Here is a 15,518-nt window from a genome sequence, read left to right as displayed (position 1 = left end):
GTTATTTTAAATCCCTATAAAAATTTCTACCATTTTCCGTATTTTCTCCAATACAGATTGTTTTTTAACCTCTCTTGCCCCTTTTCTTCGTGAAGTTGGCGGAAGAATACTATCTAATTCAGAGCCAGCATAGTCAACAAAACCTTTATTTATAGATTTTTCAATAAATCTTCTAGAATCTTCCTTTAAATTCTCATCTTTAACTAATTCATCAATTTTTTCCTTCTTTTCTTTTTTTGCATATTTATAAAAAGTGTCAAGAATTTCTCCATTATTTTTCAATTTTTTTAAATCTGTTTTGTTAATAAAATTTATAACTAAATTTTCTTTCGCTCTAGTTCCTAAACTTGTACGTATAACTCTTCTTATTTCAGATTTTAATGTTTCAATATCATCATGTTCTTTTGTCTTTTCTAAAATTAACTCTAAAATATAATCTAAATTAATTTCATCTGTTTTAAGCAAATCAATTTGAAATTCAATATCAGAAAAATCAATTCCTTGTTCATCACTATTATTTTGATCATTTTTTCCAACATTTCTTATTTCTTCACAAATATCCACATAAACACTCTTCATATCCTGCATTTGTCTATCAGATATAATTTTCTCAAAATTTTCAAATTCATCGAAATTCTTAAGTATATTTTCTGTTTTAAGCAATTCTCCAAATAATTCTGCAAATTCCTTTTTATCTTGATTTTTTTCAATTTCAACAGGCTTTGGAAATTTTTTAACTATTTCATTACACAAATCTATATATCCTTTTACTGATTTCCCTGTTTCCTCATCTTTAAATCCATTCATATAGTCGTTATAACTTTTTTCAAGAATTACATTTACACTATTTTCATCTCCAAAAGTTTTAATAGCATTTTTTGTAGCCTTTTCCAAATCTCTAAAACATACAATATTTCCAAAAGTTTTAACTTTATTCAAAATACGGTTTGTTCTTGAAAATGCTTGAATTAATCCATGGTATCTCAAATTTTTGTCAACAAACAAAGTATTTAATGTTGGTGCATCAAATCCTGTCAAAAACATTCCCACAACAATTAAAATATCAATTTTTTTATCCTTAACCTTTTTAGACAAATCTTTATAATAATTCTGAAATTCGTTTCCATTTGTTGAAAAATTTGTTTTAAAATAATCGTTGTAATCAGATATCACTTTATCCAAAAATTCTTTCGCTGTCGATTCCATTGCACTTGGCTCAAAATTTTCATCAGGAATATCTCCTATCGCATTTCGCTCTTCATTCGCAGCAAAACTATAAATTGTTGCTACTTTCAGTCTTTTTTCTTCAGACAAATTTTCTTGCTGTTTTTAAAATTCTTCATAATAAAGTTTTGCCGCTTCTACACTTTGAACAGCAAACATAGCATTAAACCCGTTTAGCCGTTTCTGTTTTATATTATAGTATTCATTTCTATGAGTTTTTGTATTATATACTTTTAAAATATATTCTACTATTTTAGAAATTCTCTCAGGATGTAACAACATTCTTTTTTCAAGTTCTTTAAGCTTTTTATCATCTGTTTCTGTTTCAGCCGCTTTAAATTTTGCCCTAATATCATTATAATCCACTTTAAATTTTAAAACTTTTTTATCACGAATGGCATCCGTTATAACATAACTATGAAGTTGTGCTCCAAAAATTCCTGCTGTTGTTTCAACACCAAGAGCATTTTCAGGAAAAATAGGAGTTCCTGTAAATCCAAATTGATAGTAATGTTTAAAAGATTTTCTGATATTCTTCTGTGCATCTCCAAACTGTGAACGATGACACTCATCATATATTATTACACAATGTTTATCATAAATTTCGTGATTTGAATTTTTCTTAACAAATTCATTCAATTTCTGAATAGTTGTAACAACTATTTTATTGTCCTGTTTTTCTATACTTCGTTTAAGTTCCTTTGTATCCTTGCTTCCATTTACACTATCAGGCTGAAATTTCTGATATTCCTTCATTGTCTGATAATCCAAATCTTTTCTGTCAACTACAAAAAACACTTTGTCTATATAATCAAGCTCTGTAGCAAGTTTTGCAGTCTTAAAGGAAGTCAAAGTCTTACCTGAACCTGTTGTATGCCAGATAAATCCTCCTGCTTCAATTTTTCCTGCTTTTCTACTTTGAAAACTAGATTCTATTTTCCACAAAATACGTTCTGTTGCCGCAATCTGATAAGGTCTCATTATAAGGAGTGTATTATTTGAGTCAAAAACACAATATTTTGTCAGCACTTCAAGCATTGTACGTTTTTCAAAAAATGTTGCTGTAAAATCTTTAAGATCTCTAATAACTTTATTTTTCGCATCTGCCCACTCACATGTAAATTCATAATGATTTTTATTCTGTGCCGTAGTATTTGCAAAATAACGTGTATAAGTCCCATTTGAAATTACAAATATCTGTACATATTTATAAAGCGAATTTTCAGCATTGAAGCTTTCCTTGCTATATCTATGAATCTGGTTAAATGCCTCATGAAGATTTACACCACGTTTTTTCAATTCTATATGAACAAGCGGCAGTCCATTAACCAGTATAGTTACATCATAACGGTTATTATGAGTGCCTTCCTGCCTAATCTGATTCGTTACCTGCAAGAAGTTGTTATGAATATTTTTTTTATCAATAATTTTTATATTTTTCAGATGTCCGTCATCAAATATAAAATCATAAATATGATTTTTCTGAATTTTTCTAGTTTTTTCTATCATACCGTCATTTGGTGAATCAAGAAATTCAACTAAAAAACGTTTCCATTCTTCATCTGTAAAAGTTACCTTATTCAGCTTTTCAATCTGTATTTTTAAATTTTTATACAAATTATCTGATGTTTTTCCATTAAACTTCTCATAACCCTGTAATACAAGATTTTTTATCATGCTTTCTTCTAATTCTGCTTCGCTCTGGTAAGCTTCCTGCACCTGCAATATTTTTTCATAATTAGCTAAAATAATCCCATTTGTCATTTCAGCAATAGTTGATGTTTCATAAACTGCACTTTTTTCTGACATTTAAAAATTCACTCCTTTTATATTCTCCCCCTTTTAAATGTCTATTTTTCAAAATTCAATAATTTTTCCCTGTAATATTCATACTGTTTCTGTCTTAATTCTATTTCTTTTGGTAATCCCTGTTTTATATCATTTATTATTTTATCAAATTTATCTAGTTTTGATACGATATGTTGCTGTACTGATAGCGATGGTATTGGGATGTTAACCTCTTTTATAATATCTGAATTTAAATTAGATATACTTTGACCATTAATCTTACCCTCCCAATATCCTTTTACAACCGATGTTTCCAAATAATAATATAAATATTCTGTATTTAATTTATCATGATATTCACTTATTGATGCCCAACCATCATGTATAGCTCCATTTATATTAAGGATATATGCTCGCCCATAACGAATTAGATAAAATTAAATCCCCTTTTTTTAAAATTCTTGATTTTAAAGAGCCTTCTCTTGTAATTTTTTCTGAAGTATTTTCTATATATTTACTTTCTTTTTTTGCATCTCCTATTTTTATCCATGGAACTCCTGTTATGTCATCAGTTAAATAATTTTTTATAGGTCTAGGTGAAGCACCTCTATTCACATTTGCAACTTCTCCTAATCTTTTCCATTCAACTTTATCACTTATATCAATTCCAGCAACTTTCGCCGCTTCATTAACTAATCTTAAATACTGCTTAAAAATTTTCGTTCTATCACAAATTGAATCAAATGTCAAGAGTTTTTCTCGATAATATTCATATTGTTTTCTTCTTTGCTCTATTTCCAAAGGAAGTAGTCCTTTTGTATCAGAAAGAAGTCCCTGAAACCTATCTAAAATTTTTACAATTTTATTTTGAATTTCTATTGGAGAAACAAAAATTTTGATTTTTTCTATATCTTTATTATATATTCTTGATATTGTACCACCATTTGAAATTTTCCAAGGATTTGTACTATAGAAATAATATAAATATTTATTTTTTACTACTGTTTCATCATTATCAATCCAAACTATATTTGAATCTTGAAAATATGCATCTTCACCGTTGTAAATAACTGTTCTTCCAATAGTTCCAGAGGCTGAGATAAGAATATCTCCTTTTTTAGGAAAAGAATATCTTGATTTATATTCCTCAAAAAGACTTTTAGATATAAACGAATCTGCTTTTTTCCCAAAAGTTCCAATCTTATAAAAAGGCACTTCCCCATTACTGGTTGTTTGATTTTTTAATATTCGTCTACACATCGATACTTTTCCAACTTCACCGAGAGTTGTTAAATGTAATACATAATTTTCATTATTTAGACTAACTAATTTTTCAGAAATTTTATTCAAATAATCTTCGCTTAACAACATATCTCTATAATAGTTATACTGCTTATTTCTTGCCTGTAATTCTGTAACATATTTTGTGAAATTGTCAAGTATTTTTACAATTTTTTCTTGTATTTTTAGTGAAAGAATTGGAATTTTAATTCTTAAAATTTTATCTGTATCAACTGTTGGAACACTAGACTTTCTTCTATTCCATATACAATAATTTGAAATTTTACTAAAATAATATTTCATAAATTCCATATTTATAAAATCTGAATAACTTTCTTTTAAAGTAAATACCATAAATTGTTGATTAATTACAAAATTTGTTTTTATTAGAGCATATTCTCCTATTGTACCAATTATAGATAATACAATTGAATTGCTTTTAAATACTTCTTTTTTTACTCCATATTCTGAAATTTTTATATTCGCGAAGTTTAAATTTCTTCCTCTTTGACGAATATCTTCTATTGTAAACCAATCTACGGTACCATTTTCCCAATAGAATAGCTTTTTCTTTGAAGGAGTATATCCTGTTCTTGTATTAAAAACTTCCCCCAACTTCTTCCACTCTACTTTCTCATCCTTCAAAAGTTCATCTATAAAATTCATTCTTTACCTCCCTTCTTACTGTTTTTAACTTTTGTTTCAATATTCTTAATTTCCTCAAGATAATCTCTTTCAACTTTACTCAATGTATTTGCCTGATATTTCTTATATTCTTTTTCTACTTTATTTGTCATTTGGTTATGTGATATTTCCCCATTTCCGTCAATCAAATTTTCTCCAGTAGCTGTCAGAATTCTATCTACATGCTCTATCCAATCTTTCATTGTCATTGTAACTTCTTTTTCTGCCTGTCTTTCTGCAAAGTCTAAATACCCTGAAACTAATTGATTTAAACCTTTAAGTTCCTTTTCTGTCAAATAATTCTTAGCAATTTTCGCTTCACTAAGAGTAGGTAGTTCACCCTTAAATGTTGAAAGTCCCATAAATTCCTTATCACTATCAACACGATTATAAATCAGTTCACTTGCTGTATGATTATGTATTGCAAAATGTATCTTATTCTGAACTGTAGCAAAAAAACATTTTGCTTCGTTGCTTTTTGAATTATAGTCAACACTTGTCGCAAACAAGTCTAAAACCTGTCGATAAAAAACCTTTTCACTTGAACGGATATCCCTAATTCTATCCAAAAGTTCTTTAAAGTAACTTCCTCCTCCTAAGTTCTTAAACCTTTCATCAGTTACTATGATTTTCGGTAACATATAGTAGCTGAAACGGTCTCCGTCCCGGTTATAAAAATAATCAAATTCCACTTCTATCGCCTCCTCTCTTTTAATTTTTTGCATAAGAAAAAGCGACTAAGATTTCTATTTCTTAATCGCCTTGTATCTTCAGTATTTAATTTTTTCAGCTCGACAAATTAGAATTTATAAATTGCTATCTAACCATGTTTTTAGTTCATCAAAACTGTAATCTCCTTTTAACGCTATTCCATCTTTAATAATTGAATTTTTACATTCCTTTTTATAATCTTCAATCATTCTCCCAAAACCACCTCCACCATGCGTGCAAAACGGAATGATTGTCTTTCCGCTTAAATCAACCGTTCTTAAAAACGATAGCACGGGTGGGGCAAAAGTTTTGAGCCAATTGGGAGAGCCAATAAAAATTACCTCTGCATTTTCAATAGTTTCCGCTCCTTGAATAAGAGGTGGACAGTATCCTTTTTCAATTTCTTCTCTCGCTTCTTTTACAGCAGTATTATATGAGAATGAATAGGGCTTTTGTGGTTTCAGCTCTCTCAAATCTCCATCGGTAATCAACGCAATATCTTCCGCTAATCTTCTTGTTATTCCTGAATATGAATAATATACAACCAAAAAACTCATTATAATTACCTCCACAACTTCAAATTTGTCTACACCGCCTTAATCTTATCATTTATCAATTCAATAAACGCTATCACAGTCGCTCCTATCATCGGAAGCCCATAGGGACTAAATAGGAAACCGATGACCAAGCCCGATATACCTATCCCAATTTCTCCTCGAATTAAAGAAGCTATCGCCCCAAATATGCAGAACACCATAACGATATAAAGTAATGCTGTTCCAATACCAAGTAAGAATGTCAGGAAAGCTGTCAGAATTGATAAGACAAGACTAATCGGAAATAAGATAATTTTTAATATCCATCGCATACACTACCTCTTTTCTCTTCGGCTTATGTGCTGCTTACAACCATTATTTTAATGGATAATAGCTCTAAGCAACACATAAACTATCAGTTTCTTCAGTTTTTAACTTTGGTAGAAGCTTCAAAACCTTTGATTTTACTGAACTATTTGCCTCTGTCATTATTATGACACGAGACCCACATGTCGGATCGTATACTTTATTGATATTTTCTTTTCCTTCCATTACAAGTCTTGCCAGAAGTTTAGAAACTGTTTGCGGTGTAAAAAATTCTCCTCCTGATTTACCAGCATTGCTGGCATAATTTGAAATCAGATATTCATACGCATCTCCAAAAGCATCTATATCATTATGCTGAAAACTCCCAAAATTAATTTCAGAAATTCCTATTAAAATATCTGCTAATCTTATATTCTTTTCTGCTACCGTTCCACCTAGACGGTTACTGGTAGTATCAACATCTTCAAATAATCCTTTAATATCATTTTCCGATTCAAAACCAATAGCACTTGCCTCAATGGATTTAAAAATATTAGCCAAATCAGTATTTAAATTTTCATTATTTCTCGCTGTTTTTACTACATTTTCAAAAAGTTGACTTGGTAAAATAAAAAATCCTTTATCTTCCACAGTACCAGCTCTAAAATCTTCTTTGGCTTCTTCATCAGAAATATCCGCATAATTAAACTCCAAATCTCCAGCTTCATGTTCTGCTTTATTGAAAAATTCTGTCATATTTTCCGAAATAAATCTATAAAATAATATTCCCAAAATATACTGTTTAAAATCCCAACCATCCACTGCTCCACGCACATTATCTGCAATTGCCCAGATTTTATGATGTAATTCTGCTCTTTGTGTCGTTTCATTTGATTCTTTTGTATTTTTCATTTTTTCTCCTTAACTATGTTTGTAATTTACTTTTCTTTAATATTATATCATAATTTCACATAAAATTTATTTCTTAATATAAAATTTTTTAAAAAATCTTGAATTTTTTCCCATTTTACTATACAATACTTTAAAATATTTAAAACTAATTTTATTTTCTATTTTTCAAAACTTAAAAAGCAGTATAAAATTAGAGATCTATTTTTTCTCTAAAACTATTGCATTTTCACTATTTCAAGGTAAAATCATATTAGGATTATATGATAATTTTAAAAAAATAATAAACTTTATTAGGAGGAATATTTATGAATTTATGGATACTTATTGGTATTGTTATTATTGTAGTGGGATTTTCTTTGAAGCTAGATGTGCTGGCTGTGGTGCTTACTGCTGGTATAGCTACTGGAATTGCTGCAAAAATGAATTTTTTTGAAATTCTTGGAATTATTGGAAAGGCTTTTGTGGATAATAGACTTATGTCAATTTTTTTGATTAGTTTGCCAGTCATTGCAGTCCTTGAAAGATATGGACTTAGAGAAAGAAGTGCAGCTTTAATTGAAAAATTAAAAAATGCGACTGCCGGTAGAATCTTAGGACTTTATATGGTAATCCGTTCGATTGCGAGTGCATTGTCAATTAGAATTGGTGGGCATATTCAGTTTATACGACCTCTTATTTACCCAATGTCTGAAGCTGCTGCAAAAGCTCATAAAAATCAGGATTTAACAGAAAAGCAAACTGAAGAGTTAAAAAGTTTAAGTGCTGCAATTGAAAATTATGGAAATTTCTTTTCACAAAACATATTTGTCGGTGCATCGGGACTTCTTTTGATTCAGACTACACTGAAGGAAAATGGATATGCCGTATCTTTGAAGCAATTGGCACTATCTTCAATACCAATTGGGATAATTGCAATAATTTTTACTTTTATTCAAGTATATATTTATGATAAAAAAATAATTTTGAGCAAAGGAGGTAAAAAATAATGGAAATAAAAGCTCTTTTAAAACTTTTGACACAAATTATTTATATTCTTTGCGGACTTGTCAGTATAAGTACTGGAATTAGAGGATTGAAAAATGAAAAGGCAAAAATAGGAACATTTTTGTTTTGGACTATTCTTGGGATAATATTTATTTTTGGAGAAGCTATTCCATATAAGGTTACTGGCGGACTTCTTGTAATTCTTGCCATAATTACTGTAACAAAACAATTACATATTGGAAAATTTGAAAATATTTCTTCACAATTCAAAATCGCACAAAGTGAAAAATTAAAAAATAAAATTTTCATCCCAGCTGTATTAATTGGAATTGCCGCTTTTCTAATACTTCAATTTAAAATTGGAAAAACTGCTATACCACCCGCATTAGGTATCGGTGGAGGTTCGCTTGTCGCTCTTCTAGCAGCTGCAATTATCATAAAACCAAAATTTAGCGAAACAAACGAAGATACTTCAAAACTCCTTATGCAAATTGGTGCAACTGCTATTTTGCCACAACTTCTTGCTGCACTAGGTGCTGTATTTACTAAAGCTGGAGTTGGAAAAGTAATAGCTGCCAACATTTCATCTGTTGTTCCAACTGGAAATATCTTTATAGGAATTGTTATTTATGCTATTGGAATGGTTATATTCACTATGATTATGGGAAATGCCTTTGCTGCATTTTCAGTAATAACTGCAGGAATTGGAATCCCTTTTATTATCAAAAATGGTGGAAATCCAGCTATTATCGGTGCTTTAGGAATGACCGCCGGCTATTGCGGAACTCTTATGACTCCAATGGCAGCAAACTTCAATATTGTCCCTGCTTCAATTTTGGAAATAAAAGATAAATATGGAATTATAAAAGTCCAAGCTCCAATGGCTTTATTACTGCTTGTAACACATGTTATACTTATGCTGTTGTTATTTGGAGTAAAATAAAACTGAAAATACTATGTTTATTGAGATTTCTAAATTTTTACAAACAACTAAATTAAAAAAAATCTAGAAAGGAGAGTATGAAATTATAAATTCAATCTATTTTTATAAAATCATACAAAAAATACTATGAAAATATTAGTTACTGGCTTTGATCCTTTTGGAGGTGAGCCCATAAATCCTGCTATCGAATCAGTTAAAAAATTACCTGATAATATTGCAGGAGCACAAATTATCAAATTGGAAATTCCGACAGTAAAAGGAAAATCTATAAAAAAAATTGAAAAGGCTATTGAAGAGCATAATCCAGATGTCATCTTGTCAATCGGACAAGCAGGCGGAAGATTTGATATTTCCGTTGAACGAGTTGGAATAAATCTTGATGATTTCCGAATACCTGACAACGAAGGAAACCAAACTATTGATGAGCCAATTTTTCCAGATGGAGAAAATGCGTATTTTGTAGATCTGCCTGTAAAAGCTATGGTAAAAAACATACAAAAAAATAAAATTCCAGCTTCTGTTTCGTACACCGCAGGAACTTTCATCTGTAATCATGTTCTTTACGGTACACTTTATTTAATAAATAAAAAATATAAAAGCAAAAAATCTGGATTTATTCATATTCCATTTTTACCAGAGCAAGTTATTAATAAAAAAAATACACCATCAATGGAATTAAATACTACTGTAAAAGGTTTAATTGCCGCAATTGAAGCTATTGTAAAAAATGATAAAGATATTAAAGAAACTGGCGGAACTATTTGTTAGTAACATTCTTCTAAACATTAGATATATCAAAAGTCAGAAAATCTCTATACTTCAATTATATCGCATCTAATATGAACTTCAGATATAAAATACAAAAATCTCAATAAATCCATAAATTTTCATTAAAATATATTGACTTTTTTAATTGAATGACTTATAATCAAAGATATATAAAAGTTTATTTATATATTAAAAAAATAAAAATATTAATAAATAAAAGATACTATATTTTATAATAAAAAGGAATATTAAGATGCACGAAAATTCGCTGCTTTTTTATACAAAAAAACAATTAAAAGATAAACCTAGAGTTTTTAAAATAAATAAAAAATATTATTTGAAACAAAATAATGAAAGAAAGTTACATACAGGACATAGATTGCAAAAATTGCTTTATAAAATCACAAAAAATCCAATAGTTTATCCAACTGTTCCATCAAGTAAAGTAAATTTGATCTTGTTTGAATCAAATATTTTAGAAAAAATGGCAAAATCTGGCTTAAATGTTCCAAAAGTCGTATACAAAACAAAAAATTACTATGTGATGGAAGATACCGGAAAAAATTTTGTTGAAATTATAGAAGAAAGCAATGATAAAGAAAAAGTAAACACGTTAGTAAAAAAAGCATTAGAATCACTCGTTGAACTACACAAAAAAGGCTTTGCAAAAGGTGGATCCCAACTTAGAAATTTTACTTTAAAAGATAACAAAGTTTATATGATTGATTTCGAAGAAGAAATAGAGGAAAAATATGTAAAAGAACTGCAAATAAGGGATGTGATTCTATTTTTACTCTCGCTTGAAAAATACAAAGTTGACTATAATTTAGAAGAAATACTGGATTACTATGAAAAAATTTCTAAAAATGTAACTACAAAAACAGAAATAAAAAAATTTTTTCACTCAAGAAGATGGATTAGATTTTTAAATTCAAAAATTTTTGAGAGTGTCCAGAATTTTGTGTAAACTCAAAATATAATATATGGTACAGGATGGTATTTTTATCATCCTGTTTTTAAATCCTTCCTTCAAAATAAATACTTAACTGAGAATATATTTCTCCCCAGCCCGGTATTCTTCCAGTCCATTTCCTTGTTGCTTCCTTTAAACTTAAATATACTGACTTCATCAATGCTTCATCTGTCGGATAAAGTGATTTTGTCTTCGTATACTTTCTTAATTGTCTGTTTAAGCTTTCTATCGGGTTTGTCGTATATATCAGCTTTCTTATCTTTGTATCATATTTAAAGTATGTTGTCAACTCATTCCAGTTACTTCTCCAGGAATTAATTACTGCCATATACTTTTTACCCCATTTTTCTTCTAGTTCATCCAGTTTAAACTCTGCCTGTTCCAGTGTTGGTGCATTGTACATTTCTTTTAAGTCTGATGTAAATTCCCTTACATCTTTGTAAGATATGTATCTTATGCTGTTTCTAATTTGATGAACCACACATTTTTGAATTTCTGTCTTAGGGAACACCGAAGATATTGCTTCGCTGAACCCTTTTAAATTATCAACAGACATAATTAGTATATCCTGAACTCCTCTGTTTTTTAATTCATTTAAAACATTTAGCCAGTACTTGCTTGATTCATTTTCTCCTATCCAAAATCCTAAGACCTCCTTTCGCCCTTCCTTATCTATTCCTATAGCTAAATATACCGCCTTTTTAACAACAACTCCATCTTTTCTTACGCTGTAATGGATAGCATCCATAAAAACTATTGGGTATACATCCTCAAGCTGTCTAGACTGCCATTCCCTAATTTCAGGTATAATTTTATCTGTAATTTTACTGATCATAGATGGCGAAACATCAATTCCATAAAGATTATTGAGATGGTCCTCGATATCTCTATTGCTCATTCCTTTAGCATAAAGAGAAAGAATCTGTCCTTCAATGCCAGTAATTTCTCTTTGATATTTAGGGATGATTTGAGGCTCAAACTCAGCATTTCTATCTCTAGGAATATCTAAATCAAGATTGCCATACTCACTTCTAACAGTTTTCTTGGAATGTCCATTTCTAGCATTAGAAGTAGTCTTATCTTTCATAGAATGTTTAGCATACCCCAGTTCATGCTCAATTTCAGCTTCAAGCATGGTTTGGATAGTACCCGAAAGCAAATCCTTAAGCATATCCTTAATATCATTAGTATCTTTAATATTGTAATCCTCAATCAGTGTTTTAAAAATTTCGTTGTCAATTTTCTTTTTAGTCATAACAAAAACCTCCAAATATTATACAGTTATTTTACCATATATTATCTAGAGGTTTACACAAAAATTTTTACACACCCAAATTTTTAATAAAATTCGGATGAATGATGTGAGAGATTTTTTAAAACTTCTTGAAAAATGTGAACATTTACAATAAAATATCATTATTTTAAAACAAACAAAAATGATAAAACATGAAACAATACATCATAAACGCCTTTACAGATACCTTTTTCAGAAGATTGACCTTTGTGAACACACTAATAAAGTTCTATTAAATACTTTACTCTATTTCTTATCTAATAGGGTTATCACATTTTAAAATTTCTCGAGAGTGTCCATAATTTTGTGTAAATGTATATATAAATCCAGTAATATAAGGATTCTCTAGTTTATTTACACAAAAAAGTTTACACTCTCATTTTCTATAAAACTCTTTATTTATCGAATAAAATAAATAAATTAACTTTTTATAAAAAAATTTTTTTTTATTATTTCAAACTCTTTAAAAATCATTTATTCAGACTTTAAAGTTTTTTTCTTGCAAATGTTCTATCTTGTCTAAGAATATATTTGATATTTCATTTTTTTTGTAGTAAAATATAATAAATGCTTATAAAATACATTTTAAAAAAACTTAAAATTTAAAGTATAAATAATACAACGAAAGGGTGAATTTCATATGAAAATCGGAATAGATAAAATTGGATTTGCAATGCCTGATTTCTTTTTGGATATTAGAGACTTAGCGTTATCTAGGGAACAAAATGAAAATAAGTTTACAAAGGGACTGCTGCAAAGTGAAATGTGTGTTGCTCCAATTACTCAAGATATTGTAACATTGGGAGCTAGTGCAGCAGAAAAAATTTTAAATGAAAAAGATAAAAAAGAGATTGATTTAATAATAGTTGGAACAGAATCGGGAATTGATCAGAGCAAATCCGCTGGAGTCTTTATTCATCATTTACTTGAAATTCAGCCTTTTGCAAAATGTATTGAAATAAAGGAAGCTTGTTACAGTGCAACTGCTGCACTAAATTTTGCAAAAAATCACATTTTACAAAATCCAGAATCAAAAGTTCTGGTCATAGCTTCTGACATTGCTAAATACGGTATTGGTACCGCTGGAGAATCCACTCAAGGTGCAGGAAGTATGGCCATGCTTATTAAAAAAGACCCCAAAATTGCAATTTTAAATGATGACAGTGTCTGTCAGACAAGGGATATAATGGATTTTTGGCGTCCAAATTATTCCAATTTCCCATTTGTAGATGGACATTTTTCTTCAAAACAGTACTTGGACTGCCTTACTACGACTTTTTGCGAATATCAAAAACGTTATAATAAAAATTTACTTGATTTTAGCGCCTTTTGTTTCCATTTGCCTTTCCCAAAACTTGGACTGAAAGGTTTAAATTCACTTTTTTCCGAAACTGAAAATTTGACAAAAGAACGGAAGACATCACTTTTGGACAATTTTTATTCTTCAATAATTTACGGCAAACGAATTGGAAATATTTACACAGGTTCTCTCTATTTAAGCTTACTTTCATTACTGGAAAATTGCCAAAATTTAAAATCTAACGATGTGATTGGAATGTACAGTTATGGAAGTGGTGCGGTTTGTGAAATTTTTAGTATTACGCTTGTCGATGGATTTAAAAATCAGTTGAGAAACGATAGAATTAAGGACTTCGACAAAAGAAAAAGACTTAGCACCGCCGAATACGAAAAAATATTTTTTGAGCAGATAAAACTTGATGAAGATGGAAATAGTGTTAATTTCCCGCAAGATAACAGTCTTTTTTATTTGGAAAAAATTGAAAATCATAAAAGAATTTATAAAAAAGAGGTTGTCAAAATGAATAAAAAGAAAAAAAACTGGCTCGGATTTCAAAAAAAGAATCGGCTTGAAAGAATCCAAATGTTAAAAGATAATGGCTTTTTAACTGATGAATTTGAAAAAATTCTGAAAAAAAATGAGAACTTGCCACTGGAAACTGCAAATCAGATGGCTGAAAACGGGATTGGAACCTTTGCTTTGCCATTTAACATTGCTTCAAACTTTGTTATTGACGGAAAGGATTATGCTGTGCCAATGGTTACCGAAGAGCCATCTGTTGTGGCAGGGTGCAGCTATGCAGCTAAAATTATTGGAAAATCTAGCGGTTTTACAACAAAGATTTTAGACAGGAAAATGATTGGACAAGTTGCATTGTATGATATTTTGGACTTTGATAATGCGACTTCGATGATTTTAGAAAACAAAAATGAGATTCTAAGAATTGCAAATGATGCTCATCCTTCGATTGTGGCACGTGGCGGCGGTGCAATTAATATTGAAGTAAAAAATATTGATGAATTTTTGATTGTTTATCTGATTGCCGATGTGAAGGAGGCTATGGGTGCAAATATTTTGAATACAATGCTTGAAGCCATAAAAATACCGCTTGAAAATATTACAAACGGAAAAAGCCTAATGGCAATTTTATCAAATTATGCAACCGAATCTCTAGTAAAAGCCGAATGTGAAGTAAATGTAAAACTTCTTAGCAGCTCAATGGAAACATCTATTGAAACTGCCAAAAAAATTGAACTTGCAAGCAAATTTGCAAAACTTGACATTTACCGTGCCACAACTCATAATAAAGGAATTTTTAACGGAATTGACGCTGTGGTAATCGCTACCGGAAACGACTGGCGCGCAATCGAAGCTGGCGGAAATGCCTTTGCTGTGAAAAATGGAAAATACGAAGGGCTTACAACTTGGACTTTTGATGAAAACGCAAATAAATTAAAAGGCGAACTTACCCTTCCAATGCCAATCGCAAGTGTAGGCGGCTCAATAGGGCTAAATCCAAGCGTAAAAGCTGCATTTAATATTTTAGGAAATCCTGACGCAAGAACTCTGGCAAGCATTATTACATCAGTAGGACTCGCTCAGAATTTTGCCGCAATAAAAGCACTTGTTACAACTGGAATACAGCACGGACATATGAAGTTGCAGGCTCGTTCGTTGGCATTATTTGCTGGTGCAAAAGGAAAGGAAATTGATATTGCTGTGGAAAGGCTCTTGGAAAGCGGGAAAAGTATTAACTTAGAAAATGTGAAGAAAATTTTGAAAGAAATAAAATAAAAAAAAGAAAAGAGGTAGTT

General features: G+C 29.8%; 14 protein-coding genes. 5 read left to right on the top strand and 9 right to left on the bottom strand.

Going from position 1 to position 15,518, the window contains the following annotated elements; genetic code table 11:
• Nucleotides 1-6: 6 nt before the first annotated feature.
• The 8 genes from AXF11_RS10735 to AXF11_RS09110 all read right to left on the bottom strand — a co-directional run bounded on the left by AXF11_RS10735 (nucleotide 7) and on the right by AXF11_RS09110 (nucleotide 7,442).
• A complete protein-coding gene (locus tag AXF11_RS10735) occupies nucleotides 7-1,314 on the bottom strand; it encodes a type I restriction endonuclease subunit R (protein WP_197416824.1) in 1,308 nt (435 codons plus the stop codon).
• A 15-nt stretch (nucleotides 1,315-1,329) separates the two neighbouring features.
• Entirely contained in the window at nucleotides 1,330-3,033 is a 1,704-nt protein-coding gene (locus AXF11_RS10730; RefSeq protein WP_197416823.1) for a type I restriction endonuclease subunit R, read from the bottom strand.
• 41 nt (nucleotides 3,034-3,074) lie between these two features.
• Entirely contained in the window at nucleotides 3,075-3,377 is a 303-nt protein-coding gene (locus AXF11_RS09135) for a restriction endonuclease subunit S (RefSeq protein WP_068157414.1), read from the bottom strand.
• A gap of 34 nt (nucleotides 3,378-3,411) precedes the next feature.
• Nucleotides 3,412-4,959, bottom strand: coding sequence for a restriction endonuclease subunit S (locus tag AXF11_RS09130; RefSeq protein ID WP_082729410.1), 1,548 nt, complete (start codon nucleotides 4,957-4,959; stop codon nucleotides 3,412-3,414).
• Nucleotides 4,956-5,669 carry a RhuM family protein gene (rhuM, locus tag AXF11_RS09125; protein WP_231724694.1) on the bottom strand — a complete coding sequence of 238 codons (714 nt, stop codon included), beginning with the start codon at nucleotides 5,667-5,669 and terminating at the stop codon, nucleotides 4,956-4,958. Before rhuM ends, AXF11_RS09130 begins: the two co-directional genes overlap by 4 nt.
• Nucleotides 5,670-5,783: 114 nt before the next feature.
• Complete coding sequence (locus AXF11_RS09120) at nucleotides 5,784-6,245, bottom strand: flavodoxin (protein WP_068157411.1); 462 nt, start codon at nucleotides 6,243-6,245, stop codon at nucleotides 5,784-5,786.
• 29 nt (nucleotides 6,246-6,274) lie between these two features.
• Nucleotides 6,275-6,556, bottom strand: coding sequence for a CD1845 family protein (locus AXF11_RS11030; RefSeq protein ID WP_068157408.1), 282 nt, complete (start codon nucleotides 6,554-6,556; stop codon nucleotides 6,275-6,277).
• A 64-nt stretch (nucleotides 6,557-6,620) separates the two neighbouring features.
• Nucleotides 6,621-7,442, bottom strand: coding sequence for a type I restriction-modification system subunit M (locus tag AXF11_RS09110; RefSeq protein ID WP_082729408.1), 822 nt, complete (start codon nucleotides 7,440-7,442; stop codon nucleotides 6,621-6,623).
• A gap of 305 nt (nucleotides 7,443-7,747) precedes the next feature.
• Between AXF11_RS09110 and AXF11_RS09105 the strand changes: the two genes are divergently transcribed.
• From AXF11_RS09105 to AXF11_RS09090, 4 genes are all read left to right on the top strand, one after another.
• A complete protein-coding gene (locus AXF11_RS09105) occupies nucleotides 7,748-8,428 on the top strand; it encodes a DUF969 domain-containing protein (protein ID WP_018498989.1) in 681 nt (226 codons plus the stop codon).
• Nucleotides 8,428-9,369, top strand: a complete 942-nt coding sequence (locus AXF11_RS09100) for a DUF979 domain-containing protein (RefSeq protein WP_068157405.1) — start codon at nucleotides 8,428-8,430, stop codon at nucleotides 9,367-9,369. Before AXF11_RS09105 ends, AXF11_RS09100 begins: the two co-directional genes overlap by 1 nt.
• A 126-nt stretch (nucleotides 9,370-9,495) precedes the next feature.
• A complete protein-coding gene (pcp, locus tag AXF11_RS09095) occupies nucleotides 9,496-10,137 on the top strand; it encodes a pyroglutamyl-peptidase I (RefSeq protein ID WP_068157402.1) in 642 nt (213 codons plus the stop codon).
• Between the two features lie 253 nt (nucleotides 10,138-10,390).
• A complete protein-coding gene (locus tag AXF11_RS09090; protein WP_068157399.1) occupies nucleotides 10,391-11,104 on the top strand; it encodes an RIO1 family regulatory kinase/ATPase domain-containing protein in 714 nt (237 codons plus the stop codon).
• A gap of 49 nt (nucleotides 11,105-11,153) precedes the next feature.
• Here the strand turns inward: AXF11_RS09090 and AXF11_RS09085 are convergent, their stop codons facing one another.
• Nucleotides 11,154-12,365 carry an IS256 family transposase gene (locus AXF11_RS09085; protein WP_068153993.1) on the bottom strand — a complete coding sequence of 404 codons (1,212 nt, stop codon included), beginning with the start codon at nucleotides 12,363-12,365 and terminating at the stop codon, nucleotides 11,154-11,156.
• A gap of 679 nt (nucleotides 12,366-13,044) precedes the next feature.
• Here AXF11_RS09085 and AXF11_RS10485 point away from each other — a divergent pair.
• Entirely contained in the window at nucleotides 13,045-15,498 is a 2,454-nt protein-coding gene (locus tag AXF11_RS10485; protein ID WP_082729407.1) for a hydroxymethylglutaryl-CoA synthase, read from the top strand.
• Nucleotides 15,499-15,518: the final 20 nt, after the last annotated feature.

The organism is Leptotrichia sp. oral taxon 847 (assembly GCF_001553645.1).
Taxonomy (GTDB): Bacteria; Fusobacteriota; Fusobacteriia; order Fusobacteriales; family Leptotrichiaceae; genus Leptotrichia.
The sequence above is the reverse complement of the archived record's forward strand: the minus strand, read 5'-3'. Positions and strand labels throughout refer to the sequence as shown.

Coding starts and splice junctions, on each gene's coding strand:
- AXF11_RS10730 (WP_197416823.1), bottom strand. CDS start 3,033: ATGTCAGAAAAAAGTGCAGTTTATGAAACATCAACTATTGCTGAAATG.
- AXF11_RS09130 (WP_082729410.1), bottom strand. CDS start 4,959: ATGAATTTTATAGATGAACTTTTGAAGGATGAGAAAGTAGAGTGGAAG.
- AXF11_RS09120 (WP_068157411.1), bottom strand. CDS start 6,245: ATGAGTTTTTTGGTTGTATATTATTCATATTCAGGAATAACAAGAAGA.
- AXF11_RS11030 (WP_068157408.1), bottom strand. CDS start 6,556: ATGCGATGGATATTAAAAATTATCTTATTTCCGATTAGTCTTGTCTTA.
- AXF11_RS09110 (WP_082729408.1), bottom strand. CDS start 7,442: ATGAAAAATACAAAAGAATCAAATGAAACGACACAAAGAGCAGAATTA.
- AXF11_RS09105 (WP_018498989.1), top strand. CDS start 7,748: ATGAATTTATGGATACTTATTGGTATTGTTATTATTGTAGTGGGATTT.
- AXF11_RS09100 (WP_068157405.1), top strand. CDS start 8,428: ATGGAAATAAAAGCTCTTTTAAAACTTTTGACACAAATTATTTATATT.
- pcp (WP_068157402.1), top strand. CDS start 9,496: ATGAAAATATTAGTTACTGGCTTTGATCCTTTTGGAGGTGAGCCCATA.
- AXF11_RS09090 (WP_068157399.1), top strand. CDS start 10,391: ATGCACGAAAATTCGCTGCTTTTTTATACAAAAAAACAATTAAAAGAT.
- AXF11_RS09085 (WP_068153993.1), bottom strand. CDS start 12,365: ATGACTAAAAAGAAAATTGACAACGAAATTTTTAAAACACTGATTGAG.
- AXF11_RS10485 (WP_082729407.1), top strand. CDS start 13,045: ATGAAAATCGGAATAGATAAAATTGGATTTGCAATGCCTGATTTCTTT.